The 25,196-nt window shown below is 69.1% G+C and carries 18 protein-coding genes and 2 pseudogenes; 13 read left to right on the top strand and 7 right to left on the bottom strand.

The features are described from left to right. Window positions 1-35: 35 nt before the first annotated feature. On the bottom strand, window positions 36-776 hold the full coding sequence (locus tag ACIRP2_RS21660) for a GntR family transcriptional regulator (protein WP_404252572.1): 741 nt from the start codon (window positions 774-776) through the stop codon (window positions 36-38). 633 nt (window positions 777-1,409) lie between these two features. Here ACIRP2_RS21660 and ACIRP2_RS21655 point away from each other — a divergent pair. The 4 genes from ACIRP2_RS21655 (at window position 1,410) to ACIRP2_RS21640 (ending at window position 7,505) form a co-directional block, all read left to right on the top strand. After that, window positions 1,410-2,702: an ABC transporter substrate-binding protein gene (locus tag ACIRP2_RS21655; protein WP_404252570.1), complete on the top strand. Its 1,293-nt coding sequence runs from the start codon at window positions 1,410-1,412 to the stop codon at window positions 2,700-2,702. Window positions 2,703-2,774: 72 nt separating this feature from the next. Continuing rightward, window positions 2,775-3,677: a carbohydrate ABC transporter permease gene (locus tag ACIRP2_RS21650; protein WP_404252909.1), complete on the top strand. Its 903-nt coding sequence runs from the start codon at window positions 2,775-2,777 to the stop codon at window positions 3,675-3,677. Then, window positions 3,677-4,597: a carbohydrate ABC transporter permease gene (locus tag ACIRP2_RS21645; protein WP_404252568.1), complete on the top strand. Its 921-nt coding sequence runs from the start codon at window positions 3,677-3,679 to the stop codon at window positions 4,595-4,597. The genes ACIRP2_RS21650 and ACIRP2_RS21645 overlap by 1 nt, the downstream gene beginning before the upstream one ends. Before the next feature lie 25 nt (window positions 4,598-4,622). Further along, window positions 4,623-7,505 (top strand): fibronectin type III domain-containing protein, encoded by a 2,883-nt coding sequence (locus tag ACIRP2_RS21640; protein WP_404252566.1) that lies wholly within the window; start codon window positions 4,623-4,625, stop codon window positions 7,503-7,505. Between the two features lie 309 nt (window positions 7,506-7,814). On the opposite strand, the gene ACIRP2_RS21635 is transcribed toward ACIRP2_RS21640, so the two are convergent. Beyond that, window positions 7,815-8,798: a LuxR family transcriptional regulator gene (locus ACIRP2_RS21635; RefSeq protein WP_404252564.1), complete on the bottom strand. Its 984-nt coding sequence runs from the start codon at window positions 8,796-8,798 to the stop codon at window positions 7,815-7,817. A gap of 218 nt (window positions 8,799-9,016) precedes the next feature. Here ACIRP2_RS21635 and ACIRP2_RS21630 point away from each other — a divergent pair, with 218 nt between their 5' ends. The 6 genes from ACIRP2_RS21630 (at window position 9,017) to ACIRP2_RS21605 (ending at window position 16,869) form a co-directional block, all read left to right on the top strand. Beyond that, window positions 9,017-10,429, top strand: coding sequence for an aminopeptidase P family protein (locus ACIRP2_RS21630; RefSeq protein ID WP_404252562.1), 1,413 nt, complete (start codon window positions 9,017-9,019; stop codon window positions 10,427-10,429). A 581-nt stretch (window positions 10,430-11,010) separates the two neighbouring features. Next, complete coding sequence (locus ACIRP2_RS21625) at window positions 11,011-12,102, top strand: ABC transporter ATP-binding protein (RefSeq protein ID WP_404252560.1); 1,092 nt, start codon at window positions 11,011-11,013, stop codon at window positions 12,100-12,102. Between the two features lie 53 nt (window positions 12,103-12,155). Beyond that, window positions 12,156-13,355, top strand: coding sequence for an ABC transporter substrate-binding protein (locus ACIRP2_RS21620; RefSeq protein ID WP_404252558.1), 1,200 nt, complete (start codon window positions 12,156-12,158; stop codon window positions 13,353-13,355). A gap of 63 nt (window positions 13,356-13,418) precedes the next feature. Continuing rightward, the gene (locus ACIRP2_RS21615) at window positions 13,419-14,303 is read left to right on the top strand and encodes an ABC transporter permease (RefSeq protein WP_404252556.1); all 885 of its coding nucleotides are present in this window, start codon (window positions 13,419-13,421) and stop codon (window positions 14,301-14,303) included. Between the two features lie 53 nt (window positions 14,304-14,356). Further along, a complete protein-coding gene (locus ACIRP2_RS21610; protein WP_404252554.1) occupies window positions 14,357-15,172 on the top strand; it encodes an ABC transporter permease in 816 nt (271 codons plus the stop codon). A 434-nt stretch (window positions 15,173-15,606) separates the two neighbouring features. Next, on the top strand, window positions 15,607-16,869 hold the full coding sequence (locus ACIRP2_RS21605; RefSeq protein WP_404252552.1) for a phosphatase PAP2 family protein: 1,263 nt from the start codon (window positions 15,607-15,609) through the stop codon (window positions 16,867-16,869). Between the two features lie 603 nt (window positions 16,870-17,472). Here the strand turns inward: ACIRP2_RS21605 and ACIRP2_RS21600 are convergent. Together ACIRP2_RS21600 and ACIRP2_RS21595 are read right to left on the bottom strand one after the other, a co-directional pair. Beyond that, window positions 17,473-17,676, bottom strand: a complete 204-nt coding sequence (locus ACIRP2_RS21600) for a hypothetical protein (protein ID WP_404252550.1) — start codon at window positions 17,674-17,676, stop codon at window positions 17,473-17,475. 83 nt (window positions 17,677-17,759) lie between these two features. Beyond that, window positions 17,760-18,191, bottom strand: coding sequence for an organic hydroperoxide resistance protein (locus ACIRP2_RS21595; protein WP_404252548.1), 432 nt, complete (start codon window positions 18,189-18,191; stop codon window positions 17,760-17,762). Between the two features lie 301 nt (window positions 18,192-18,492). Here ACIRP2_RS21595 and ACIRP2_RS21590 point away from each other — a divergent pair. Continuing rightward, a pseudogene (locus ACIRP2_RS21590) lies at window positions 18,493-19,288 on the top strand (alpha/beta fold hydrolase); the annotation flags it as partial. 237 nt (window positions 19,289-19,525) lie between these two features. Next, window positions 19,526-19,720 (top strand): hypothetical protein, encoded by a 195-nt coding sequence (locus tag ACIRP2_RS21585; RefSeq protein WP_404252546.1) that lies wholly within the window; start codon window positions 19,526-19,528, stop codon window positions 19,718-19,720. A 298-nt stretch (window positions 19,721-20,018) separates the two neighbouring features. On the opposite strand, the gene ACIRP2_RS21580 is transcribed toward ACIRP2_RS21585, so the two are convergent. The 3 genes from ACIRP2_RS21580 to ACIRP2_RS21570 form a co-directional block, all read right to left on the bottom strand. Next, window positions 20,019-20,582: a CGNR zinc finger domain-containing protein gene (locus tag ACIRP2_RS21580; RefSeq protein WP_404252544.1), complete on the bottom strand. Its 564-nt coding sequence runs from the start codon at window positions 20,580-20,582 to the stop codon at window positions 20,019-20,021. 127 nt (window positions 20,583-20,709) lie between these two features. After that, window positions 20,710-22,338 (bottom strand): ABC-F family ATP-binding cassette domain-containing protein, encoded by a 1,629-nt coding sequence (locus tag ACIRP2_RS21575; protein ID WP_404252542.1) that lies wholly within the window; start codon window positions 22,336-22,338, stop codon window positions 20,710-20,712. 81 nt (window positions 22,339-22,419) lie between these two features. After that, window positions 22,420-24,054, bottom strand: coding sequence for an ABC-F family ATP-binding cassette domain-containing protein (locus tag ACIRP2_RS21570; RefSeq protein ID WP_404252540.1), 1,635 nt, complete (start codon window positions 24,052-24,054; stop codon window positions 22,420-22,422). 640 nt (window positions 24,055-24,694) lie between these two features. On the opposite strand from ACIRP2_RS21570, the pseudogene ACIRP2_RS21565 reads away from it, so the two are divergent. Next, window positions 24,695-25,090 (top strand): annotated as a pseudogene (locus ACIRP2_RS21565) (tannase/feruloyl esterase family alpha/beta hydrolase); the annotation flags it as partial. Window positions 25,091-25,196: the final 106 nt, after the last annotated feature.

The following is a 25,196-nucleotide window of genomic DNA, read 5'->3' as shown; positions in this document are numbered from 1 at the left end:
CGTGATGGCGGTCCGGCCGTGTGAACCGATCGATGTCAATCGGTGAAGTAGCCCGGGTACTCGACGCGCAGCGCGGGGCCGCGTTCCAGGGCGCGCCGGGCGTGCCGGCTGATCAGGGCGCGGCCCGCGGGCAGATCGGCGTTCTCCAGAGCGTCCACGATCAGGCGGTGCTCGTCGATGAGTTCGCGCATGGCGGCGGAGTCCGGCAGGGAGAGCCGGCGAAGCCGGTCCAGTTGCAGCTTCATCCGCTGCACCGCCTGCCACGCCCCGGGATAGCCGCTGAGCGAGAAGATCTCGCAGTGAAGCGCCTCGTCGGCGAGGAAGAACGCGTCGTAGTCCTCGGCACGGCAGCTGCTCTCCTGCCGTTCGAGCAGTTCACGCAGCACGGTGACGTCCACTGTCGGGTCGGCGCAGGCCACTTCGAAGGCCGAGACCTCCAGGCTCTCGCGCACGAAGCGCGCCTCTTCGACGTCGCGCAGGCTGATCAGGCCGACCCGTGTGCCGACCTGTGGCACGACCCGCACGAGCCCCGCGTCGACGAGCCTCGCGAGGGCTTCGCGCACAGGGGTGCGGCTGACATGGAGTCGTCCGGCCAGGTCGGTCTCCGACAGGGATGCTCCTGGGGCGAGCCGGAGTTCGCGGATCGCGGCGACCAACTCCTCGTGGACGCGGTCGGACGTCCGGGTCCGCGCCCCGTCCCGGGTGATCGGGGCCAGTCCCGCATCGCGCCCGGCCAACGCCCGTTCAGGGATGCTGGGTTGTTGAGGGGTATTCACGAAATGATCGTTGCACGCCGTATGCTTGTATGCAAGTATCCCCACCATCGACCCACTCGTCGGGGAAGGGAAACACCGTGTGCGCCGACGCGCGAGACCCGTCACCGTAGGACCCTGCGTGAGACTCCTTCCCGTCCGGCGAATGCGGCGGCGGAATCCGGGCCAGGTGCCCGTACGGGGAGGCAGTGCCACGGCCGCGACCGCGGGAAGGCCCGGTGACCCTGTCCCCTCGGAGACCGGAGCCGTACCTCTTCGCGAGCGGCTTCCGTCGAGCTGCCGGAACACGCGTGGACGACCGCGGTTCCGGTGAGCCCGCACAGTGCGCGAACACCTTTCGCGCCGAAGTCCGTTGCCTGCTCGACCGGCCTCGGACCGCAAGCCGTCATCCGGCCCCCGCGGACGACTCGTCCGCGCCCGGCCATGTGCCAGTACGTCCACCATGCCCCTCCGGGCGGGCTTCACAGCCGCCCGCCCGCCGGCACGGGATCGGGAACCCCCCGACGTACTCGACGCAGGCCAGAACGTCCCGCAAGACCAGCCGGGCACGCCCCCGGCCGTTCGCGAGGACACCCTCGATCCATTCAGTGAAACGAACAGCGCTGTACAGAGCCGAATTGAGAGGACGTCATGGTCATGCGCAAGGCGAGACTCGCTGCGGCGGCCATCATCACCGCCACCGGCATCATGCTTTCGGGGTGCAGTGGCGGCGGCAGTACCGAAGCGAGCACCGGCGGACCGGCCGAGATCACCTTCTGGGGGTGGGCGCAGGGCTACGAGAAGTCCGTCGAGCTGTGGAACAAGTCGCACCCCGACATCCACGTGAAGTACGAGGCGATCACCAACGGCGGCGCGGGCGGCTACAACAAGATGCTCACTGCCGCCAAGGCGGGGAAGGCCCCCTGCCTGGCACAGGTCGGCTACGAGACCTTCTCGAGCTTCCTCGCCGCCGGCGTCCTGCAGGACGTCAGCGGCTACGTGAAACCGCGGAAGGACGAGTTCGCCGACTGGGTGTGGGGCAACGTCGGCGTCGACAACAAGGCCTACGGCATCCCGGTCGACACCGCGCCGATGGCGATGTTCTACCGCGCCGACCTCTTCAAGAAGGCGCACATCGAAGTCCCCAGGACCTGGGACGAGTTCACCACCGCCGCAGCGGCGGTGAAGGCCGCCGACCCGTCGTCGCGCATCATGAACCTCCCCACCGACCCCTACCTCTACGCCGGCTTCGCCTGGCAGGACGGTGCCCCCTGGTTCGGCACCGAGAACGACGCCTGGTCCGTCTCGCTGGACAGCGCGGCGAACGGCAAGGTCGCCGACTACTGGCAGGGACTCTTCGACAAGAACCTCGTCACCTCCCATCCCGCCTTCGACGCCGCGCTGTACTCGGCATGGAGCAAGGGGAAGGTCTGGGCGGAGGTCGGCCCGGTCTGGTCCGCCTCCCTCATCCGGGACAACGCCGCCGGCTCCGCGGGCAAGTGGGACATCGCTCCCATGCCGCGGTGGGGCACACAGGACGCCGTCGGCAACTCGGGCGGCTCGGCCACGGCCGTGATGAAGGACTGCGCGAGGCCGAAGGAGGCCACCGAGTTCGCCCTGTGGATGTCGACCGACTCCGGTTCGGTCTCGAACCTGATCGACTCCGCGGCCATCCTTCCCGCCTCCAAGTCCGGGCTCGCCAACAAGGCACTGGACGCCCCTCAGAGCTACTACGGCGGCCGCCCCATCTACCAGCTGTTCCGTGAGGAGGCAGCCAAGGTGAACCCCGACTGGCAGTGGGGCCCGGTCATGTCCACCACGGCCACGACGCTCGGTGACGGCCTCGGCAAGGTGCACACCAAGAAGGGCACCATCCAGGACGCTCTGAACAGCACCCAGAAGGGCACGGTCTCCGCCCTGCGGTCCCAGGGATTCTCCGTGAGCAAGTAGCCCCGCGCGGGGGCCGCGCCGACGCGGCCCCCGCTGGATCCGCACACCCGCCACCCCACGGAAGACGTGACCATGCCCCCCTCGACGATCCGGCGGCGCCGACTGCGTGAACTGAGGCGAGCCGCGCCCTTCGTCCTGCCATTCCTCCTGCTCTTCGTGATCGTCTACCTGGTCCCCACCGGGTACTCCGTGGTCCAGAGCCTCTTCGCCGAAAAACGCTCCGGCCTCGGCCTGTCCGGAGCCGAGTCCGTCTTCGCCGGCTTCGACAACTACATCCGGGTCTTCCATGACACGGACTTCATCTCGTCCCTGGGCCGAGTGGCATTCATCGGTGTCATCCAGGTGCCCGTCATGCTCGCCATCGCACTCTTCCTCGCCCTGCTCATCGATTCGTCCGCAACGAAGGGGCGCCGATTCTTCCGGATCGCCTACTTCATCCCCTACGGGCTGCCCGGCGTGATCGCCGGCCTGGTGTGGTCCTTCCTGTACGCGCCCTCGCTGAGCCCCATCACCGGATACCTCGGATCGATGGGCCTCCACTTCAGCTTCGTCACCGACAGCGCCCTGCCCTTCTCGATCGCCAACATCCTGACCTGGGCATGGACCGGCTACAACACCATCCTGCTCTTCGCGGCCCTGCAGGCAGTGCCCGAGGAGACCATGGAGGCCGCCGCGCTCGACGGCTGCTCCGGCTGGAAGGCCGCGCTGCTCATCAAGGTGCCGCAGATCCGACCGGCCCTGCTGCTCACTCTCGTCTTCTCCATCATCGGCACGTTCCAGCTGTACAACGAGCCGGCCACCATGAAGTCCGTGGCGCCGAACCTGTCGTCCACCTACACACCGATCATGGCCGCGTTGCGGTCGCTGTCGGCCAACGACTTCAACTACGCCGCCGCGCAGTCCGTGGTACTCGGCGCGCTGATCTGCGTGCTGTCCGTCCTTGTCTTCCGCGCATCGGCCAGGAGCGTCGACTGATGACCGCCACTCTGCAATCGCCCACCCGAACCGCGCCCGTGGCCCGGGAACCGAGGCCACGGCGTTCCCGGGCGGGGGCCCTCACGACGGTCAACCCGGCATCGCGCCTCTTCGTGCTGGGCATCATGACCCTCTTCGCCGTCTACTTCCTGCTCCCGGTGTGGTGGCTTGTCGTCTCCGCCACCAAGGGCACCGGAGAAATCTTCTCGGGCAACGGCTTCTGGTTCGGAGGGCACTTCGCCCTCTTCGACAACGTCCGGACCCTGTTCGAGGCCCAGGGCGGGATCTACGCGCGCTGGCTGCTCAACTCGCTGCTGTACGCGGTCGGCGGTGGGATCGTCTCCACGGTCCTGGCGTCCATGTGCGGCTACGCACTCGCCAAGTTCCCGTTCCTGGGGCGCGAGGCCGTCTTCGGCACGGTACTCGCAGCCGTGCTGCTGCCCCCACCCGTGCTCGCCATCCCGCTCTACCTCGTGTTCAGTTACACGGGGACCATCAACACTTTCTGGGCCGTGTTCATCCCGAGCATCGTCAGTCCCTTCGGCGTGTACCTCAGCCGGATCTACGCATCGTCCTCGATACCGGACGCCCTGATCGAGTCGGGCCGCATCGACGGAGCAGGCGAGCTGCGCATCTTCGCGATGTGCGCCCGGCTCATGGCACCCGCGATGGTCACGATCTTCCTGTTCCAGTTCGTTGCGATCTGGACGAACTTTCTCCTGCCCTCGCTCATGCTCGCCGACAGGTCGCTCCAGCCGGTGACGGTGGGCCTCGTCGGCTGGCGCGAGCTCCAGGGCTATCCCATCAGCTACACCACCGTCGTCACCGGCGCGCTGGTGTCCGTCGTGCCCGTCGTCGCCATGTTCGTGTCGTTGCAGTCGTTCTGGAGCAAGGGCCTCGTCACGGGAGCCGTCAAGTAGCCCATTCACCCCGAAAGGATGATCCATGAACATCCTGACGCGAAGAGTGACAGTCGTGTGTGTCGCTCTTCTGCTGGCGGTACCAGGCACCACCGCCGTAGCAGCCGACGACCCGCCGACGAACCTGCTCGCGGCGGACCTGGACACCGGATTCGACAGCGGCAGGAGTCCGCTGACCATGTCCAGCCAGACATCGGGAGGCACCCAGCAGATCGTGCAGGTCGACGGCGACAACGCCCTCGAACTCCGCGACGCCTCCCAGGGCACCAACCTCTCCAGCTACTTCTACCACCGGTGGTCCACCGGCACGCTGAAGGACCGCATCAACGCCGTCTACAGCGAGCCGGTCGGCAGCCCCGCCCGGCAGTTCGTCCTCCAGTACGACCTGGCGCGGAGCGCGGCCGGCGACAAGCCCGTCGCCAAGGACATCTACGCGCAGATCCAGTTCGGCAACTTCGACAACAACCTCGTGCCGCGATTTCCGGTGCCCGCGGTGAGCATCACCACCACCTCCGCGTACACCGGTACCTCCGGCCACCTGTCGCGGGTCGACGACACCGCCCTCCCCGCGTACCGCTTCACGATCGTTCCCAACGGCGGGCAGCGGCTCATCTCCACGGTGGAGCTGGGCTTTTCGGTGCGCGTCGACACCGGCAGCACCGACGAGGCGATCACCGTCGACAACCTCGGCGTCTACGAGGTGGCCGGGGGCGTCACCGACACGGAACCCCCCACCGCCCCGACCCGGCTGACCGCCGGGGTGACTTCCGGCAGTGTCTCGCTCGGCTGGGCCGCCTCGACCGACAACCTCGGTGTGACCGGCTACGACGTCTTCCGTGACGGCTACCAGGTCGCCTCCGTGAGCGGCACCACCACCTCGGCCGTCGTCACCGGCCTGATGCCCGCCACGCGATACGACTTCACGGTGCGGGCCAGGGACGCGAGCGGCAACATCAGCGCGCTGAGCACGCCGCTCAAGACATCGACCGGCCCGTACGTGCCCGAGTCGCCCGCCCCCTACCCCGGCACCCAGGAGACCCGGACGCAGTGGCTGTGGAACAAGACGAAGGCGATGAAGGAGGAGAGCGGGGCCGTCAACGTGGCCCAGTACACCGCGCAGCTCGCCGACCACGAGAACGTGACGACGAACCTCTCCAAGCTCGACGCCCAGTTCCAGAGCTACGACTACGAGCAGTACAAGACCGTGGCGAAGATGTATTCCTACCTCATGGTCGGAGACCGGTTCAGCCCGGACATGCTGGCGCACGTGCGCAGCTACTTCGCCTCGTACGGCTACGGGAAGCTCTCGCAGACCGAGAACCTGCGGATGAGCAACTACGTCACCGGGTACCTCGTCGGCCAGTACTTCCCCGACCTCGCCGACCTCAACGGCAACTCCGGGGCACAGCTGAAGGCCGCCAACAAGGCCAACATCCTCGAGATGGTGAACGCGGGCGTGCGCAGCGGATGGGCGGAGTACCAGAGCCCGGAGTACACCTTCATGACGTACTTCTGCCTCAACGCCCTGTACCAGTGGGCCGACGACGCCCAACTGCGCCAGCAGGTGAGGATGGCGATGGACGTGATGTGGTTCGAGTGGGCGAACGACTGGATCGACGGCTACATGATCTCGTCGGAGAGCCGCGCCAAGGGCGACCTGTCCTCCGTCAACGATCCGACCTGGCGGCCCGCCGACCACTCGACGCTCGCCTGGACGTACTTCGGCGCCCACCGTGCACAGCAGGGTGTCGGCGAATCCGACAACCCGGCACCCTCGGCGTACCGTCCGAACCTCGAGTACGCCGGCCTCGTGGCCTGGCCGGGGACGAAGTACACACCGCCCGCGGCAGCGGTGGAGATCGGCCGGAAGACCGACAAGTCCTACACCGCGCACAAGACCAACCTCCAGAACTCCAGTGGCCACGCCATGGACATCTACCGCACCAGCTACGTGCGTCCCACCTGGGGCCTGGGCACCGAGGTCCACTACCGGCGCGTCGACAACTGGATCGAGGACTTGCCGGTCGTGCTCCGCTGGCACTCCGACGCCGCGAATCCGCTGTTCCGGCTGTCGGTCGATCAGGGCAACGCCTCGATCGGCGCCTATGACCAACCCGCCAACCAGCGGGTGATGCAGGACGGTCCCACGGCGGTCGGCGTCTACAAGTCGTCGGGCGACCAGACCTCGAACTACATCAACGCACTGTTCCCCGCCAACGGTTCCATTCGGGAACGGCGTGAGGTCGACGGATGGACGATCGCCGACACGGGGCCGATGTACTTCGCGTACAAGCTGGCGAAGCCCGGAACCTGGTACCACCAGACACCGAACGACCCCGCGGACAAGGTGAAGAAGACAGCCCAGAACCATCCGACGGCCACCCTCAGCTACAGCTATGACATTCTGCGCAGCCAGGCCGACAGCAACGGCTGGGTGCTGGAGTCGGCGGACGCGTCCGAGTACGCCGACCTCGACGCGTTCGCGCGCGCGCTCACGACCACCACCAGCATGGATGTGAGCCATGTCGACGAGGCGAATCCGCGGCTCGTCTACCACAGCCTGAGCGGGGACGACCTGGACATCACCTTCGACTCCGCGGCTGAGGCGCCCGGAACCACCCATCTCGTGAACGGCTCACCGGTCGACTACGACGCGTTCAAGCTGTTCGACACCCCGTGGCTGCAGCAGGACAAGCGGGGCGCGACGTTCACCGCTTCGGTGGGTGGCACATCCGTCGTCTACGACTTCGACCACTGGACCGTGTCCGCCGTGGACCGCAAGGACCAGCACCGACGCGGCCGCTCCCGGACCGACGACGTGCCGAGGACGGAGCACGGACCCGGGCAGTGTCCGCAGAGTCACGGGAGCCGGAGCTGCAAACAGGCGAGGGGGACCACGGCCCGGTAGTGCAGGCTCGTCCGTCGTGGGGTCGCCGCCGCTCCTGCGGCGGCGACCGGCGGCCCGTCGCCGGGGACGGAGGGCGTCTGCCTCGTGGCCCACGCGGACCCGGCGAACGCCCCAGGGCGGAATTCTCGCCGGGCGCGGTGCGGACCGACTTCACTGCCCCGCGATCTCGCCCCGTGCTGGTGGGCGGGACGGCGGAAGACGTTCGCCCGATCGTCGCAGGGCGGGTCCTCACCGGCGGGCCGAGTCCGCTCGGCCGTGGACGCGGCAGCGTGGGTTCTGCGGTGGCGCGCGGGGTCCACCGGCTGCCGGTCACAACCACCCGCTGCGCTGGGCCTGCAGGGCCAGCTGGAAGCGGTTCTCGGCGCCCAGCTGAGCCATCAGGATCTGCAGGCGGCGGTACAGCGTGCGGCGACTGATTCCCATCTCACGGGCGATGACGTCGTCGCTCGCTCCACCCGCGAGGAGCCACAGCACGCGGCGGTCGGCGGGCGGCAGGCCGCCCGGGCGGGTGGTGCGGCCGTGGAACGGCAGGGCGCTCTGCCAGGACTGCTCGAACAGTGCCACGAGCGCGGAGAGCAGGCCGCACGGCTGCACGACCAGCATGGTGTTGTGTACGTCGGCCTCTTTGATCGACAACGACACGAGCGCGTACGCCTCGTCGATGATCACGAGTTTGACCGGCACCGACGGCACCACTCTGGCCTGCTCGCCGGCCTTGATGCACGGCTCGATGACGTCCTTCAGATGGCCCGGATGCTCCAGCGACTCCCGCGAGTACACGACACGCTGCGTCACCCCGCGGGCGAGCGTGGCCAGCGCGTCCTCCGTGGCCCCGGACAACGGGAAATACGGTGGTGACTCGAACTGCCGAATCTGCTCGCGGGCGCTCGCCCAAGCCTGACGGATCCTGGGACCGATGGCGTCGCCGGTGACGACCTCGACCAGATTGTCGTTGTACGCGGCGAGCCGCTGTCGCCGGAACGACTCGAACGCGCCCCCGACGGTGATGCGCGACTCCTCGACCTCGGCCGCCCGGTGCCGGGCGAGGATCTCCAGGCCCGCGGCGGGCGGAACCGGGGCCACCACGTCCCCGCCCTCCTCGGCGGCACTGGCCAGACCGGCGTCCACCAGCACGTCGTACGCCGCGGCGAGTTCCGCACCGCGCAGACCGGCCACGGACCCGATCGCACTCAACGGAGCGGGGGCCAGCTCCAGCAGCGCCACATAGACCTGGACCGCATCCTGGCCGACGCCCAGCAGCCGAAGGGCCTCGCCGAGTTTCGCGTTCGTCATACACCGAATTATCGACGACTCCTCGCGACACCGTGGCCGATCTGTGCCAGTGGCGGTCTTCGGCACCAAGAGCGTGTCGTGCGGGTTACCGTCCGAGAGCCGCCGGCGACCGGCGGCAGTGAGGGTGTCCGGGCCGCACCGGGAGGGGGCTCGCCCCGTCCGCTGGGCTCCCGCTGCCCCTCGTCGCCGAGCAACCCACCCAGAAGAAGGTGTATGACGTGGCGAAAGCACGAAAGAACGGTCTCTACTCAGGGATCTCCGAGGAACTGTCCGCTCTGATGCGGACGGGATGGGCGGACACCGAACGGCACGACCTGCGGCTCGGCGAGCAGGCTCCGTACGCGGCCCGCCGCCGCGCCGCACTCTCCGCACGCTTCCCCGGCGAACGCCTGGTGATCCCCTCGGGGAATCTCAAGGTCCGTTCGAACGACGACACCTACCCGTTCCGCCCGTACTCCGGCTATGTGCACATGACCGGAGACCGGGCCCGGGACGGCGCGCTCGTCCTCGAACCCCGTGCCGACGGCGGCCATGACGCCTACTGTTTCCAGCTGCCGCGGGACAGCAGGGACAACGACGAATTCTGGGTCGGCGCCACGGCGGAACTGTGGATGGGCCGACGCCGCTCCCTCGCCGAGTCGGAGCTCGTGCTCGGCCTGCCCTGCCGAGACGTCCGCACGGCGGCCGACGACCTGGCCGTCGCCTCCGGTACGCCGACACGGATCGTCCGCGGTCTCGACCCGTCCCTGGAGGCCGTCGTCACCACCGAGGAGGAGCGTGACGCCGAACTCGAAGAGGCTCTCAGTGATCTCCGCCTCGTCAAGGACGACTGGGAGATCGCCGAGCTCCGCAAGGCCGTGGACTCCACCGTGCGCGGATTCACCGATGTGATCGGTGAGCTCTCCCGGGCGGTCGCGTCGTCCGAGCGGTGGATCGAGGGAACGTTCTTCCGCCGTGCACGCCTCGAAGGGAACTCCGTGGGGTACGGATCGATCTGTGCCGCGGGTGAGCACGCCACGATCATGCACTGGACGGACAACGACGGCCCGGTGCGCCCGGGGGACCTGCTCCTTCTCGACGCCGGCGTGGAGACGCACACCCTCTACACCGCCGACGTCACACGCACGCTTCCGATCAGCGGCACCTTCACGCCTCTGCAGCGCAAGGCGTACGACGCGGTGTACGAGGCCCAGGAGGCCGGCATGGCCGCAGTCAAGCCGGGTGCCGCGTACCGCGACTTCCACGAGGCGTCCCAGCGCCACCTGGCGGCCCGGCTGGTCGAGTGGGGCTTCATCGAAGGCCCGGCCGACCGCGCGTACGAACTCGGCCTCCAGCGTCGCTTCACCATGGCGGGCACCGGTCACATGCTCGGTCTGGACGTCCATGACTGCGCGCAGGCCCGGCACGAGGAATACGTCGACGGCGTGCTGGAGCCGGGCATGGTGCTCACCGTCGAGCCCGGTCTGTACTTCCAGCCGGACGACCTCACCGTGCCCGAGGAGTGGCGCGGCATCGGCGTCCGGATCGAGGACGACCTGGTCGTGACCGAGGACGGACACGAGAACCTGTCGGGGGGCCTGCCGCGGTCGGCGGACGAAGTCGAGGCGTGGATGGCCCGCTTCGCCGGCTGAGAGCGTCGCAGCAGGTGCCTGGTGCCGGACCCGCCGGATCGAACGACTGCGGACCGGCAACGCCCGGGCACGGCGCGGCGGACCGGTCCGTAACGCCGACGTCGTCGCGACGGGCCGACTGCCCCGGGGTCCGATGCGCCTCGGGGCAGCGGCACAGCCGAAAACGGCCCCTGCGCCCTCGGGAGGGCCACTGGGCCGACCATGCCGACAACGCGGCGAGGTGCCGTGGCCGTCGGTCGTGCGCCCGTCAGGTGCAAGGGGGCAGCCCTTGGGCACGGGTACGGGCGAGGCCCGACGGCGGGCCTCGTCGAGTGGTCGATGTCGTAGGCGGAGCCTGCCGACGCCCTCGATCAACCGCTCACCGGCGCGCACGCCGGTCCCCGGGGTCGGGCCGGCGCGGAAACGGCTCTTCGCGTAGCGCGCAATTCGGGCCTCACGGGTTTCAACGGCAACCACCTTGTAAAGCTCGTGTGTTGACGCGTTCTCCGCTGGATGGCGGCATTGAGATCTGAACCACGGCTTCTTATGTTTTATGCGCGGCGCCCGACCGACGCTCAACGGCACACGAGAGGTTTCCGCCCATGGGAGGAACGGCGATCCGACTGCATGGGCTGAGCAAGACCTTCGGCCGGACCGAGGCGGTGATCGGGGTCGACCTGGAGATAGCCGACGGTGAGTTCTTCTCGATGCTGGGCCCGTCCGGGTCGGGCAAGACCACGGTGCTGAGAATGATCGCCGGATTCGAGGCGCCCGATTCCGGCATCGTCGAGCTCGCCGGCCGCGATGTCACCCGGCTCGCCCCCTTCGAGCGCGACGTGCACACGGTGTTCCAGGACTACGCGCTCTTCCCGCACATGACGGCCGAGCAGAACGTGGCCTACGCCCTCAAGATCCGCAGGGTGCCGAGACACGAACGGCTGCACCGGGCCCGAGAAGCCCTCGCGCAGGTCCGGCTCGACGGCCTCGGCGCACGCCGGCCCTCACAGCTCTCCGGCGGCCAGCGTCAGCGCGTCGCTCTCGCCAGGGCCCTGGTCGGCCGGCCCCGCGTGCTGCTTCTCGACGAACCGCTCGGCGCCCTGGACCTCAAGCTGCGCGAGCAGATGCAGGTCGAACTCAAGGCGATCCAAAGGGATGTCGGCATCACCTTCGTGTTCGTCACCCACGATCAGGAGGAGGCCCTCACGATGAGCGACCGGATCGCCGTCTTCCGACAGGGCCGTATCGAGCAGACCGGTACGCCCGCCGAGATCTACGAGCGGCCGGCGACCCCCTTCGTCGCCGGTTTCGTCGGCATCTCCAATCTGCTCGCAGGAGACGCCGCCGAACGGGTCGTCGGCTCCTCGGGTACGTACAGCATCCGACCGGAGAAGATCCGCATGCTCGAGGAGTCCGCCGCGCCGGACGGACCCGAGCACTCCACCGCGACCGGCACCGTCGCAGAAGTCTTCTATCTCGGCGACGCCACCCGGTTCCTGGTGGACCTCGATGCCGGAGGGAGCCTCACCGTCCTTCAGCAGAACCTGGAGACCTCCTCCGAGGACGTGGCGGCCTGCCGCGGGGCCCGGGTCAGGCTGCTGTGGCACGACCACCACACGTTCCGGGTTCCCGAGGCGCAGCGACCGCAACCCGGCGGCGACACCGTCAGGACCACACCGCATGCCCCGGTGAGATGACAGCACGGCCCGCACGTCCCGTCCCGATCCGCCCTCATACGTATGGAGGACTCGTGCGCCCGAACCGACCCCTCAAGGCCGCAGTCGCCATCGGCGCACTGCTCCTGGTCACCGCCTGCGGCTCCTCGCACTCGGGCGGCGGCCGGTCCTCGACCGGACTCGAACCCCCGGACCTCAAGGCGCAGTCGAAGATCGGCAGGACGGAGGGACAAGTCGATCTGATCGCCTGGGCCGGGTACGTCGAGGACGGATCGAACGACCCGAAGGCCGACTGGGTCAGCGATTTCGAGAAGCGGACGGGGTGCCGGGTCAATGCCAGGACGGCCGCCACCTCCGACGAGATGGTCAGCCTCATGAAGACCGGCGGCTACGACGCCGTGTCCGCCTCCGGGGACGCCTCGCTGCGTCTCATCGCCTCCGGGGACGCGGCCCCCGTCAACACCGAGCTCGTGCCCAACTACGCGGACGTCTTCAAGGGATTGAAGAACCAGGACTGGAACTCGGTGAAGGGCGTCTCCTACGGAATCCCGCACGGCCGCGGCGCCAACCTCCTCATGTACAACACGGAAAAGGTCACGCCCGCCCCCCACTCCTGGTCCGCGGTCTTCGACAAGGCGCCCGCGCACAAGGGCAAGGTCACCGCGTACGACTCACCGATCTACATCGCGGACGCCGCGCTCTTCCTGAAGGCCACACAGCCGGATCTCGGCATCGAGAACCCGTACGCCCTGGATCAGAAGCAGTTCGACGCGGCCGTGGACCTGCTGAAGAAACAGAACGCGAACATCGGCGAGTACTGGAGCGACTACCTCAAGGAGATCTCCGCCTTCAAGAGCGGTGACTCGGTGGTGGGCACCAGTTGGCAGGTGATCGCCAACCTCGCCCGGTCCGAAGGCGCCGAGGTGAAGGCAGTCCTCCCCGAAGAGGGATCCACCGGCTGGTCCGACACCTGGATGCTCGCAGCCAAAGCCAAGCATCCCAACTGCGCCTACAAGTGGCTGGACTGGATCATCTCACCCAAGGTGAACGCCCAGGTCGCCGAGTACTTCGGTGAGGCCCCGTCCAATGCGAAGTCCTGCGCCGAGACCGCCGACAAGAACCACTGCGCGATCTTCCACGCCGCGGACGAGGCGTACTGGAAGAACGTCCACTACTGGAACACGCCCATCCCGCAGTGCCTGGACGGCCGCACCGACGTCACATGCGTCCCGTACGCGAAGTGGGTGCAGGCCTGGAACGAGATCAAGGGCTGAAGCCGATGACGACGCGGATCACGGGGCGAACCCGGCCATGAAGCAGAGCAGAGGGCTGACCTCATGACCGATTCCGTCGCAGCCGCCGGACTTGTCCGTAAGGTCGCCGGGGCCCTGCACCGTCGGCCCCGGTTGCGGCTGTCCCTGCTGCTGACCACACCACTGCTGTGGCTCGTCCTCGCCTATCTCGGCTCCTTGGCCGCACTGTTCCTGTCGGCGTTCTGGACCACGGATCCCTTCACCTCGAACGTCGTGAAAGTCTGGTCCACCGACAACTTCGCGGCGCTGTTCACGGAACCGTTGTACCGGCAGGTGGCGCTGCGCAGCATCGGTGTGGCGCTCTGCGTCACCGTCCTGTGCGCCGTGATCGCCTTCCCGGTCGCTTTCTGCACGGCGCGGGTGGCCCGACCCAGGTGGCGGCCACTGCTGGTGGTGGCGATCCTCACGCCGCTGTGGGCGAGCTACCTGGTGAAGGTGTACGCCTGGCGGCTGATCCTCTCCGAGGGCGGGCCGCTCGACTGGCTGCTGAGGCCCCTCGGTCTCAGCGGGCCGGGTTATGGCCTGCCCGCCACCGTCATCGTCCTGACCTATCTCTGGCTGCCGTACATGATCCTGCCGATCCACGCGGGACTTGAACAATTGCCCGACAGCCTGCTCGATGCCTCCGCCGACCTCGGTGCCCGTACCGCCCGCACCTTTCGCTCCGTGGTGCTGCCGATGGTGCTGCCGTCGGTCGCCGCCGGTTCGGTCTTCACCTTCTCGCTCAGCCTCGGCGACTACATCACTGTGCAGATCGTCGGCGGCAAGACCCAGCTGATCGGCAATCTCGTCTACTCCAACGTGACGCTGAACCTGCCCCTGGCCGCGGCGGTCGGCACCGTCCCGGTGATCATCATCGTGCTCTACCTGCTCGCGGTTCGCCGTTCGGGTGCGCTGAGCAGTTTCTGATCACGGCAGCCACAGCCGTCTCCGACCACCGCCGGCTACGAGGAGCCCATGCCATGCGACTCTCCCGCCCCGCCCGCATCATGGTGCGTGTCGCCGCCGGGCTGGGCTTTGCGGTCATCTATCTTCCGCTCCTGCTCGTTCTGCTGAACTCCCTCAATCCGGACCGCAGTTCAGGCTGGCCACCATCCGGTCTCACCTTCGACTGGTGGGCCGCGGCCTGGCGCAGCGACGGCGCGCGGTCCGCCCTGCGGACCTCGGTCGAGGCGGGCCTCGCGGCCACAGCGATCGCGCTGGTCCTCGGCACACTGATCGCCCTCGCCGTGCAGCGCCACGCGTTCTTCGGTCGCGGAGCGATCTCGTTCGCCGTCGTCCTGCCGATCGCGCTGCCCGGCATCGTCACTGGAATCTCTCTCAACTCGGCCTTCCATACGATGCTTGAGCCGCTGGGCGTGGGCCTCGGCCTGTTCACGGTCGTCGTCGGCCACGCCACGTTCTGCATCGTCGTCGTCTTCAACAACGTCGTGGCTCGGCTGCGCCGGATGCCCGGCAGCTATGAGGAAGCCGCCATGGATCTCGGCGCCCACACCTTCCGCGCCTTCGCCGACGTCACGTTCCCCCTGATGCGGTCGGCGCTGCTCGCGGGCGGGCTGTTGGCCTTCGCGCTGTCCTTCGACGAGATCGTGGTGACCACCTTCACCGCCGGCCCCGGTGTCCAGACCCTGCCGATCTGGATCTTCAACAACATGACCCGGCCCAAGCAGGCCCCGGTGGTCAACGTGGTCGCGGCGCTGCTCGTCCTGCTGTCCGTGATTCCGATCTACGTCGCTCAACGACTGTCGTCGGACACGGCGTCGGGCGGCAGGGTCTGAGGCGTACGACAGCCGGCGGATGGTGCCGACCGATGGATTCACCGGAGGCTCTGCAGGCGAATCCGTGATGCATGACCGGATCCGGCCGGGCAACCCGTGCCGCCCTCGACGCCGCCGGGCGTCGGGGGTTTCATGGTCATTCCCGAAGCGCTGGACCGTCGAGCCGGGATCGACCGGTCTTCTCGCCACCCGTGACCCGTGAACCCACGGCACCGCTCCGATAGCATGATCGAACTTACGACGAACACCCTCATTGCCGTCCCTCGCCGGAAAACGATGCAATCCGGCACGAAGAGCGCCCTACGCAACCAATGTCTAACAAATCGGCCAAACAATTGATATCTACAATAACGCGGACGCTTTCGCGAATAAGCAGCAGAACTACGTTCGCCGCCGGGCGTCGATCACGGGCGATACTGTGGGCCACGGCGGGTGTGGTGGTCCTCGGCTTCCTCGTCGCGCTGGAGATCGCCGCACGTCACTACGGTCTGCCGGGGCCGATCGTCAGCCAGGCGCAAGAGGTGCTGGTCGCCCCCAAATCGGGTTTCCTGTTGTACGCCAGCATGGCGCTGATGATGCTGGTGCTCACCTGGCGGGAACGGTTCATCGCGGCTGGTGTCGCGATCGGTATCGACGTCGCCTTCCTGTTGGTGCGGTGGGCGGCCGATATCAAGGTGACCGAAGGTCACCCCTTCGGCAATGGTGCGTTGTGGGTGATTCTGGGTTATACGGTCATCGCTGTCACGCGGCGCACCGGTCAGGAACGTGTCCTGCTGTTGAAGGGCGTCGGGCTGGGTCTGCTGCTGGTGGCCGGCCGCAAGACCGGCGACACCTGGCTGCTCATCACGTCGAAGACCCGCCCGGCGGTGCTCGACCAGTACGTGGCAACGGCCGATCATGCGCTGGGCAACCCGTCGTGGCTGGTGGGCCGGATCGTCGAGGCCACCGGCTCGATCGGCGACTTCTTTCTCGACTCCGTCTACACCCAGCTTCCGGTGGCCGCGGTCGTCGTCGCGATGTACCAGCTGCGTCACGTGGCGGTCGAGCGCCGCTTCCCGGGCCACCATCTGGTGCGCACCTTCCTGGTCATCGGCCTCCTCGGGCCGGCCATCTACATGATCTTCCCGGTGGTCGGACCGATCTTCGCCTACGGTGCCGACGGCGGGCACTGGGCGGTGGCGGACCTGTGGCCGGGCACGCCGCCGCCGGTCACCACTCCGCACCACATGCCCTTCGACGAGATCACCCCACGCAACTGCATGCCCAGCCTGCATACGGCGTGGGCTACCGCGATCTTCCTCCATTCCCGCAAGGGCCCGCGGGTTCTGCGATTCGCAGGCACCTTCTGGCTGATCGCCACGCTCGGCGCGACGCTGGGATTCGGCTACCACTACGGTGCGGACATCATTGCCGGTGTGGTGTTCACGCTCACGATCGAGGTGGCGCTGCGCTCGCACGAACGCGGCTGGGACCGGGCGGGAATCCAGCTGGTCGCCTACGGTGCAACGGTCTTTGCCGGGCTCCTGGTGTCATATCGCTATCTGTCGATGGAGATGGCCGAATACCCGTGGGTGTTCGGGCCACTTCTTGTTCTGGCGATGGCATCGGTGATGCGCGGTTACGTACGGACCACCAAACTGTGGGAGCCGAAGGCCGAACCGGCGCGACAGCCGGAACCGCAACCCGAACCGGCCTGAGCCGTGCTGCATCAGGAGGCGTGCGAACTCCGGGCGCGACTCGTGTCGGGCGCGGATCGTCCTGATCCGCGACTTCTCCCGCCTTCGTGCGAGATATCGGATGCCGACGGCTCGTCCCTGTGCCGTTCGCCCGACGGTCCGCACTGATCGGGGTGAACGGTCGGGTTCATCGTGTCGCAGCACCCCAAGGGCTGTCCCGATGGATCGATCGGCAGGTCCTGGAGAGCGAGGCCGACGTTGCGGCGTCGGCCGGGAAGGGCGTCCGACGGGCATCTGCTCCGGTCGGCGCCCTTTTCCCGTGCCTGGAAGAAGCCCGGCTTCTTCGGCGGGTACGAGACCACCAGCTTCTTCCTGCGCTGGTGGTGCAGGGGTCGCACTGCCGTTGATCGGCGAACACGGCGATGGAGCGGAAGGGACGGCCGGAGGCCGGACCGGGGATGGCCCGGATCCTGGTCGGCGTGGCGCGCCGGTCGGGGCATCGCAGCGGAGGATGGCCACCCGCGGGCCGACGGTTCACCGTGCGCTCGGCATGGTCCGGTGGGGACCTGGAGAACAAGTTCCGCAGGGGACGCCGTGGCCCCGGCCGGGTTTCCGCGGTCGCCGTCAGATGAACCTCGGAGCCACCGGACCGTACCCCGACAGCACCACGGTCCACGACCAGGTCCAGACCTGTGTGCCGGTCGATCCTTCCCGGTCGGAGGGATTGGGCAGCGGCCCGACGGCCGCGGGATCGGGGGACGCGCGAACGGAAGTGGTGTGCGGGGGTACGTCGATGGGGCTGTCGGGGTTGTGGATCGTCGGGAGCATGTTCTCGTCCGTTCCCGTCTGAAGCGAGTGGGGGGCGGGACCCGCACCGGGGGAAGGCGCGGGACCCGCGGTCGGCGGCTGGGTCAGCCGGCGGTGCCGGAGGCGTTGAGCGTGACGGGGATGTTGTCCCGCGTGGCCTTGGAGTACGGGCAGATCTGGTGGGCGGCGTGCGCGAGTTCCTCGGCGGTTGCCTGATCCACGCCGCCGAGGACGGGGCTGAGGACTGCGGCGAGGGAGAACTCGCCGTCGTCGCCATGGGTGAGTGTGATCCCTGCGGTGATGCTGGTGCTGGTGAGCCGGATCTTGCGGGTGGCGGCGGCGCTGCGCAGGGCACCGAGGAAGCAGGCGGCCCAGCCGGCGGCCAGCAGCTGCTCGGGGTTGGTGGCGCCGCCGGCGCCGCCGAACTCCTCGGGGATGGCGAGCCGGGCCTCCAGGAGACCGTCCGAGGAGCGGACACGACCGCCGTTGCGGCCCTCTCCGTCGACATCGACATGAGCGGTGTAGGTGACTGCCATGGCTCGTGCTCCCCATCCGGGTCGAAGGCTTCGAACGGCCTCAAGTCCGGAACGTCTGTCAGTTCGTCACCGGTTGAGGCGGTGACGACATCATGGCAAGCAATTTCGTCACCGGTCAAGAGGGTGATGAGTGGCGCCCCTGTGGGTGCATGCGTGTCACGGGCCGCGGGTCGTCCGCGGGTTGCCGAGGGGGAGTCGGGGTCCTGTGGCCCCTGATCGGGATCGACGGATCCGCGGGGGTGCGTGCAGCGGTGTGGTGTGTCGCGACGTCCGGGCCGCGCAGGGCGGGCGCGTGGTCGCCATCCACGGCCACGTCGACGTCGCCCCGCTCCTCGTCGACCTCGGATACCGCGTGATCGTTCCCTGCCTGCGAGGCCACGGCAGTACGCGCTTCCTGTCCCGCCGCACCCCTCGCACCGCCGAACGGTCCGCCGTCGCGCTCGACATCGTCGCCCTGATGGAAGCACTCGAGATCGAGAAGGCGGTGCTCGCCGGATTCGACCGGGGGCTCGCGCACCGCCGACATCATCGCGACCCTGTGGCCCGAACGCGTCAAGGCCCTTGTCTCGACCGGCGGTTACGTCATCACCGAGCGAGCGGCGCAGTTGGAACCCGCCGCCGCAGTCGTCGAGCGCAACTGGTGGTACCAGGGGTACTTCGCGACCGAGCGGGGCAAGAAGGCGATGGAGGACGTCGACGAACGCATCGCGCTGTGCCGCTACGTGTGGACCCTCGTCTCGCCCGACTGGGACTTCGACGACGCCACCTTCCGGTGCACCGCCGGGGCCTTCAGGAACCCCGACTTCGCGGCCGTCGTCCTCCACAACTGCCGCTGGCACATCGGCCTGATCGAGGGGGGCCACCGCTGCGGCCGTGATGAGGCGCAACTCGCCGCCAAGTCGCCCGTTCCCGTCCCCACGGTGGCCCTCGACCCGGCCCTGGATCCCTTCGCCCCGCCCGGCGACGGCCCCGCCCACCGCCACCACTTCACCGGCCCCTACGAGTACCGAGCCGTCGCGAACGTCGGCCACAACCTGCCGCAGGAGGCGCCGGCCGCCTTCGCGCAGGCCGTTGTCGACGCCGACCGTCTCCGATGAAGGGCCGGTGATCCGGAGGAGAGGGGCGCTTGATCGTCCATGGCCGGCTTTTCGTCGGGGGTTTCCGGACGGAGTCGAGCGCCCCGGCGCCACGGGCGAGGGTGCGACGGTCGGCTACCTCTTATGCGTCACCATCTTGACCGGTGACGCGCGAAGGTGCACGCTGATGGATGTCGAGGGCGACGGCACAGCGCGGTCCGCTCGGCAGAAGAAGATCGATGAAGTGGAGCATGGGTCATGGACAAGGGAATCGCGGCGGACGCCGCCGCGGCGGCGGCGCGGCGCGCACGCTACGGCAGCCTCCCCGAGCGCGTTCGCTTCGAGGACATGACCGAGGAGGTGGAGGGCCTGCCGACCGGAGCCGATGCCTCGTACGACTCCGAGAGTTCATGGAAGTACCACTCGTGCCTCGCCCTCGACCTGGGGCTGTAGGCAGCCGCCGACGTGCCTGGCCCGGCCCGTCCCGGCCGGGGCCTCACCTGGCAGTACGCGACGGAACGTCGCCGGCCGTGATGCCGGCGGTGCGGAGCGGCTGCGTCGGGAGACTGCCGCGCGGGGACCGGCCTGCCTGCCTCCGTTCAGTGGTCGGCGTGCGTGACGTCGCCGTGGCAGCGGGGCTCGCCCTGCGTCGACCGGGACGGGGCGGCTGGAGCGCGGCCGCAAGACCTGCGTACCGTTCAACGGCGGCGGCGCCCAGGATCCCGGCCGGTGGCGACATGTCGTCGCCGGGTCACTTCCCGGCCGCGATGGGCGCCGTCTTCTTGCGGGCGCGGTAGGCCGCCGCCTTGATCTTGTTGCCGCAGGACTCCATGCCGCACCACTGCCGTCGCATGCCCCGGGAGCGGTCGATGTAGACGCGGGTGCACTCGGGGTTGCCGCACTCCTTGAGCAGGGGGACGTCCGGGCCGCTGAGCAGTTCGACGGCCTGCCGGGCCACGGTGGCCAGGGCCTGCCCGGGCGTCGCGTCGGTGTGCCGGCCGGCCCGGGTGAGCTGCGGAGTGACCGGGACCCGGCGCGCGGCTGCGTTGAGTACCGCGAGGGCCTCACGGTCGAAGTCCTCGCCGAGGCGGCGGTCGGTGATGAGCCGGTAGACGGCCTCGCGCGCCGCGACCGCCTCTCGGACGTCGCTCTCCTCGCCGGGCGTGATCGTGTCCACGAGCCCGGACTCCAGGTACCAGGCGTTGAGCCGGTCCGGCGTCACGAACATCTCGAACCGGATCGAACGCCGGGCGCGCAGGGTGGCCGCGAAGTCGAGCGCCGGGTGCCCGCACACGAAGACATGGTCAAGATTCACATCACTATCCTGACAGGTGACAATCGTGAGGTGCAAGGCTCGTCACCGTTCCACCCGGTGGTGGGTGCGTATCGCCCCGGTCCGCCGGAGCTCACCCCTGCGGACCGGCGCTCCCGCCCCCTCCCGGCTACCCCTGTCCCCCCTCCAGCCGCAGCTCACGGCCCTGCCACCGGCGGCGCAGCCAACGGTCGTGGCTGGCCACGACGATCGCTCCGGGTCCGCTGCCCAGCGCGGCCTCCAGCTCGTCGCACAGTCGAGGGGAGAGGTGGTTCGTGGGCTCGTCGAGCAGCAGGAGCTGGGGCGGCCGGGCCATCAGCAGCGCCAGTGCCAGCCGGCGGCGCTGCCCCACCGACACCTGCCCGACCGGCTTGTCCAGGTCCGCCTCGGCCAGGAGACCGAGGCGGACCAGCGGCACCTTCTCGGCCCGCTCCGGCCCCAGCTCCAGCGCGTAGGTGTCCCGGACCGTGCGGTCGGGCCGATCGAACACGGTGTCCTGCGTGAGCAGCCCCACCGTCATCCCGCGCCGCCTGCGCACCTCGCCCTCGGCCGTGAGGAGTCCGGCGAGCACCGAGAGCAGGGTCGACTTGCCCGTCCCGTTGCCGCCGGTGACCAGCAGCCGTTCGGTCGCCGACAGCTCCAGGCCGGACAGGCGGAGCCGCCCCGGCACCCGTAGGTCCCGCAGGGACACCAAGGGTTCCGGCCCGCCCGGCGTGTGCGTGGCCGGCCGTGGCGCCGCGAACCGCAGCGGGGGCGGCGGCTCGGCGACCCGGGTGCGCTCCAGCTCGTCGAGCCGCCGGCTCGCGCTGCGCACCCGGCGGGAGATCTGGTTCTGCACGCGGCCCGCCCGGTGGCCGTAGCCCATCTTCTCGCTGTCGTGCGGCCCCCGGTCCGGGGCGACCCTGTGAACGGTCACCCCCGCGGCGTGCCGCAGAAGCTCCATCTCCTCCTGCTCCTCGGCGTACCGGCGCTCCCAGCGCTCCCGGTCGGCGCGCTTCTCGCTCACGTAGGCGCTGTAGTTGCCCCCGTAGCGGACCGGTCCGTCCACCGCCGGATCGAGGTCGATCAGGTCCGTGCACACGGCGTCGAGGAACGCCCGGTCGTGGCTGGCGACGACCACGGCCCCGGGCAGGCCGCGCAGCTGCTCCTCCAGGAAGGCGGCGGCGCCGTCGTCGAGGTGGTTGGTCGGTTCGTCGAGCAACAGCGCCGACGGCCGCCGCACGAGGAGCGCCGCCAGGGCCAGCCGGCCGCGCAGCCCGCCGGACAGCGAGCCGAGCGTCCGGTCGCGGCCGAGCGTGCCGAGGCCCAGGCCGTCGAGTACCAGGGCCGCCCGGCGGTCGGCGTCCCAGGACTCCCGGTCCTGGGCGCGCTCCAACAGCTTGCCGTACGCGTCGAGCAGGTCCGGGTGGCCCGGGTCGTCCTCCGGGACACGGGCCAGTGCCTCGCCGAGCCGTTCGAGCTGCGCGAGGTCCTCGCGGGCCTCGCGCAGGGCCTCGTCCAGTACCGAGGCGAGGGTGGATTCGGGGCCGAACGGCATCTCCTGGTGCAGGAAGCCGAGGTCCACCGGGCGCGACACGCTCCCGGCGTCGGGTTCGTCCACGCCGGCCAGCACCCGCAACAGGGTGGACTTGCCGGCGCCGTTCTCCCCGATCAGGCCGATGCGGTGGCCGGGGGACGCGGTCAGTGACACGCCGTCGAGGACGCGGCGGCCGCCCAGGTCGCGGACGAGGTCATGGGCGAGCAGAGCGGGCTGGGGCACAGGGAGCCATCCAAAGGTGATCGGTGGTACGCCCGCCGGGCACGGGGGCCTCGGACGCGGGCCGCTGCACACGCCGACGGTTCACACCGCCGGGGCTCCCGTCGCGGCGAGCGTCCCTTCGGCCAGCCGCAGCCAGCGGTTCACCCCGATCTCGGCGAGGAACCGCTCATCGTGGCTGACCACGATGAACGCGCCCCGGTAGGAGTTGAGCGCGCTCTCCAACTGGCCCACGCTGACCAGGTCGAGGTTGTTGGTCGGCTCGTCGAGCAGCAGCAGCTGCGGGGCCGGTTCGGCGCACAGGACGCAGGCCAGGGTGGCACGCAGCCGTTCGCCGCCGGAGAGCACGCCGACGGGCAGGTGTACGCGGGGGCCACGGAACAGGAAGCGTGCGAGCAGGTTCATCCGCTCCGCCTCGGGCCGCTCGGGTGCGAACGCCGCGAAGTTCTCCGCAACCGTGCGGTCCTGGTCCAACAGGTCCAGGCGCTGGGAGAGATGGGCGACGCGGCCGTCGCCGCGCATGATCTCCCCGCTGTCCGGGGTGAGTCCGCCGGTGATCAGCCGGAGCAGCGTGGTCTTGCCGGCGCCGTTGGGCCCGGTCAGGGCGATGCGCTCGGGCCCGCGCACGGAGAGGTCGACGCCGCCTTCGACGAACACGTCCCTTCCGTCGTGGCGGACCTGCATCCCCTTGCCGAGGAAGAGATTGCGTCCTGAGGGCACCTGAGTGTCCGGCAGGTCGAGGACGATGCGCTGTTCCTCGCGGAGTGCGCGCCCGGCCTCGTCGAGACGGGCCTTGGCCTCGCCGACCCGGGACGCGTGCATCTGGCCGGCCCGGCCCGCGGACTCCTGCGCGCCGCGCTTCATGTTGCCGGCGAAGATGCGCGGGAGCCCGGCGTTCTTGAGGTTGCGGGCGGCGTTGCTCGCGCGGCGCTCGGCGCGTTCACGGGCCTGCTGAAGCTCCCGCTTCTCCCGCTTCAGGTCCTGCTCGGCGTTGCGGACGTTCTTCTCCGCGACCTCCTGCTCGGCGCGCACGGCCTCTTCGTAGGCGGCGAAGTTGCCGCCGTAGAAGCGCAGTCGTGAGCTGCCGAGTTCGGCGATGCCGTCCATGCGGTTCAGCAGAGCGCGGTCGTGGGCGACCAGCAGCAGAAGTCCCTTGAAGTCCGCCAACACGTCGTACAGCTTGTGCCGGGCGTCCCGGTCGAGGTTGTTGGTCGGCTCGTCGAGCAGCAGGACGTCTGGACGCTTCAGCAGTTGTGCGGCGAGGCCGAGCGACACGACCTGGCCACCGCTGAGGGTGCTCAGGCTGCGGTCGAGGGCCAGGCCGGTCAGCCCGAGACGGTCGAGCTGGGCGCGGGTGCGCTCCTCGATGTCCCAGTCGTCGCCGATGGTGGCGAAGTGCTCCTCGCCCACATCGCCGGACTCGACGGCGTCCAGGGCGCGGATCACCGCGGCGACGCCGAGCACCTCGGCGACGGTGAGGTCACTGGTCAGAGGGAGGCTCTGCGGCAGATAGCCGAGCGTGCCGCTGACGGACACCGACCCGGTGGCGGGCCGCAGTTCACCGGCGATCAGCTTGAGCAGGGTGCTCTTGCCGGAGCCGTTGGGGGCGACCAGGCCCGTGCTGCCGGTGGTCAGGGTGAAGGACAGGTCGTGGAAGACAGGAGTGTCGTCGGGCCAGGCGAACGACAGGTTCGAGCAGACGATGGTGGCGTCGGACATGGAAATGACCTCAAGAGGGGCTGGGAGCGAAGACAGCTCCGCCCCGGGCAGACATGGGGAAAATGGGTACGACGAACGGGCCACTCCGGCGGCGCTCCTCGGCGCGTCCGGTGGCCGTCACATCCGGATCTCACCCGGAGATGTCGTCGTCACCCACCACGTCTGCGACTCCTCGATACACGGTCAACGTCGTTCGCAGCTTAACAGCCCATCGCTGTTCGCAGCTTAACAGCCCATCGCTCCGGCCTGCCCTGAATTTCCGCTCCCGTCGATCACCGCGCTCCGGCCGCATGCGTTGACAGCCCGATTGCACTCATGTCAACGTCGTCACCTGTTAAGGCGGTGACTATGGGATGGTGTGACGGTCGACCGATGCTGCTGTGCGCGATCACCACCGCCTGTTTCTCCACGGCCCTGTGAGCCGACTCGTCGGACGGCACCACGTGTTGGCAACCGTCCACGGATCTCGCTCGGAGTGCGAACGGGACACGTCAGGCCCTGAGCCGAGCGGCATCACCGGCACCGGATCCCCAACAAGCGCCTTCGACCGTCCGGCACCGGGCACGCACGTGCCCGCACGACACGGCACGCCTCCGCTCCGTGAACGGCACACCCGTACTCATTGATCGGGGAATCGTCCATGGGACGACGACTTCCGGCTGTCCTGGCGACCGACGTACCGCTGGTCATGGCGGCGGTGTGCCTGTCGGCCGCGTCCGCGCAGCCGCAGCGCGGTCCCGCCTCCGTCTCCCCCCGGCTCATCTGCTCCCCGCAATCCGTCAAGGCCCCGGCCGGCACCACGGTCGACGACTTCTACCGCCTCTTCCTCGCCCCGGGTACGCCGCACTGCGGCCTCAACAACGGCAGCGGCGCAACCGTCGACGACCTCGGTGCGCTCAGGGCCTGGGTCGAACACGGCAAGGCCCCCCGGACCCTGCCCGCCACCCTGCGCGACGCCCCCGGTGAACAGCTCACCCGCAACCTGTGCGGATCCCCGCAGGTGTCCCGCCACAACGGCCACGGCGACCGGACTGCCGCCTCCGCCTTCCCTGCGTGTCCCCGGCCCACCCCTGACCGAACCCCGCCGCGTTCCGGCTCGTGCCTTTCGGGCCGGGACCGGCCCGGCCCGCTCGCGCCCGTCT

It is taken from the genome of Streptomyces sp. NPDC101194, assembly GCF_044767885.1.
Classification (GTDB): Bacteria; Actinomycetota; Actinomycetes; order Streptomycetales; family Streptomycetaceae; genus Streptomyces.
This window is presented reverse-complemented; position numbering and strand designations above follow the sequence as displayed.

Excerpts from the sequence above, each read along its gene's own strand:
- ACIRP2_RS21570 (WP_404252540.1), bottom strand. The coding sequence starts at position 24,054 with ATGTCCGACGCCACCATCGTCTGCTCGAACCTGTCGTTCGCCTGGCCC.
- ACIRP2_RS21645 (WP_404252568.1), top strand. The coding sequence starts at position 3,677 with ATGACCGCCACTCTGCAATCGCCCACCCGAACCGCGCCCGTGGCCCGG.
- ACIRP2_RS21615 (WP_404252556.1), top strand. The coding sequence starts at position 13,419 with ATGACCGATTCCGTCGCAGCCGCCGGACTTGTCCGTAAGGTCGCCGGG.
- ACIRP2_RS21655 (WP_404252570.1), top strand. The coding sequence starts at position 1,410 with ATGCGCAAGGCGAGACTCGCTGCGGCGGCCATCATCACCGCCACCGGC.
- ACIRP2_RS21585 (WP_404252546.1), top strand. The coding sequence starts at position 19,526 with ATGGACAAGGGAATCGCGGCGGACGCCGCCGCGGCGGCGGCGCGGCGC.
- ACIRP2_RS21650 (WP_404252909.1), top strand. The coding sequence starts at position 2,775 with ATGCCCCCCTCGACGATCCGGCGGCGCCGACTGCGTGAACTGAGGCGA.
- ACIRP2_RS21625 (WP_404252560.1), top strand. The coding sequence starts at position 11,011 with ATGGGAGGAACGGCGATCCGACTGCATGGGCTGAGCAAGACCTTCGGC.
- ACIRP2_RS21640 (WP_404252566.1), top strand. The coding sequence starts at position 4,623 with ATGAACATCCTGACGCGAAGAGTGACAGTCGTGTGTGTCGCTCTTCTG.
- ACIRP2_RS21635 (WP_404252564.1), bottom strand. The coding sequence starts at position 8,798 with ATGACGAACGCGAAACTCGGCGAGGCCCTTCGGCTGCTGGGCGTCGGC.
- ACIRP2_RS21600 (WP_404252550.1), bottom strand. The coding sequence starts at position 17,676 with ATGCTCCCGACGATCCACAACCCCGACAGCCCCATCGACGTACCCCCG.
- ACIRP2_RS21610 (WP_404252554.1), top strand. The coding sequence starts at position 14,357 with ATGCGACTCTCCCGCCCCGCCCGCATCATGGTGCGTGTCGCCGCCGGG.
- ACIRP2_RS21595 (WP_404252548.1), bottom strand. The coding sequence starts at position 18,191 with ATGGCAGTCACCTACACCGCTCATGTCGATGTCGACGGAGAGGGCCGC.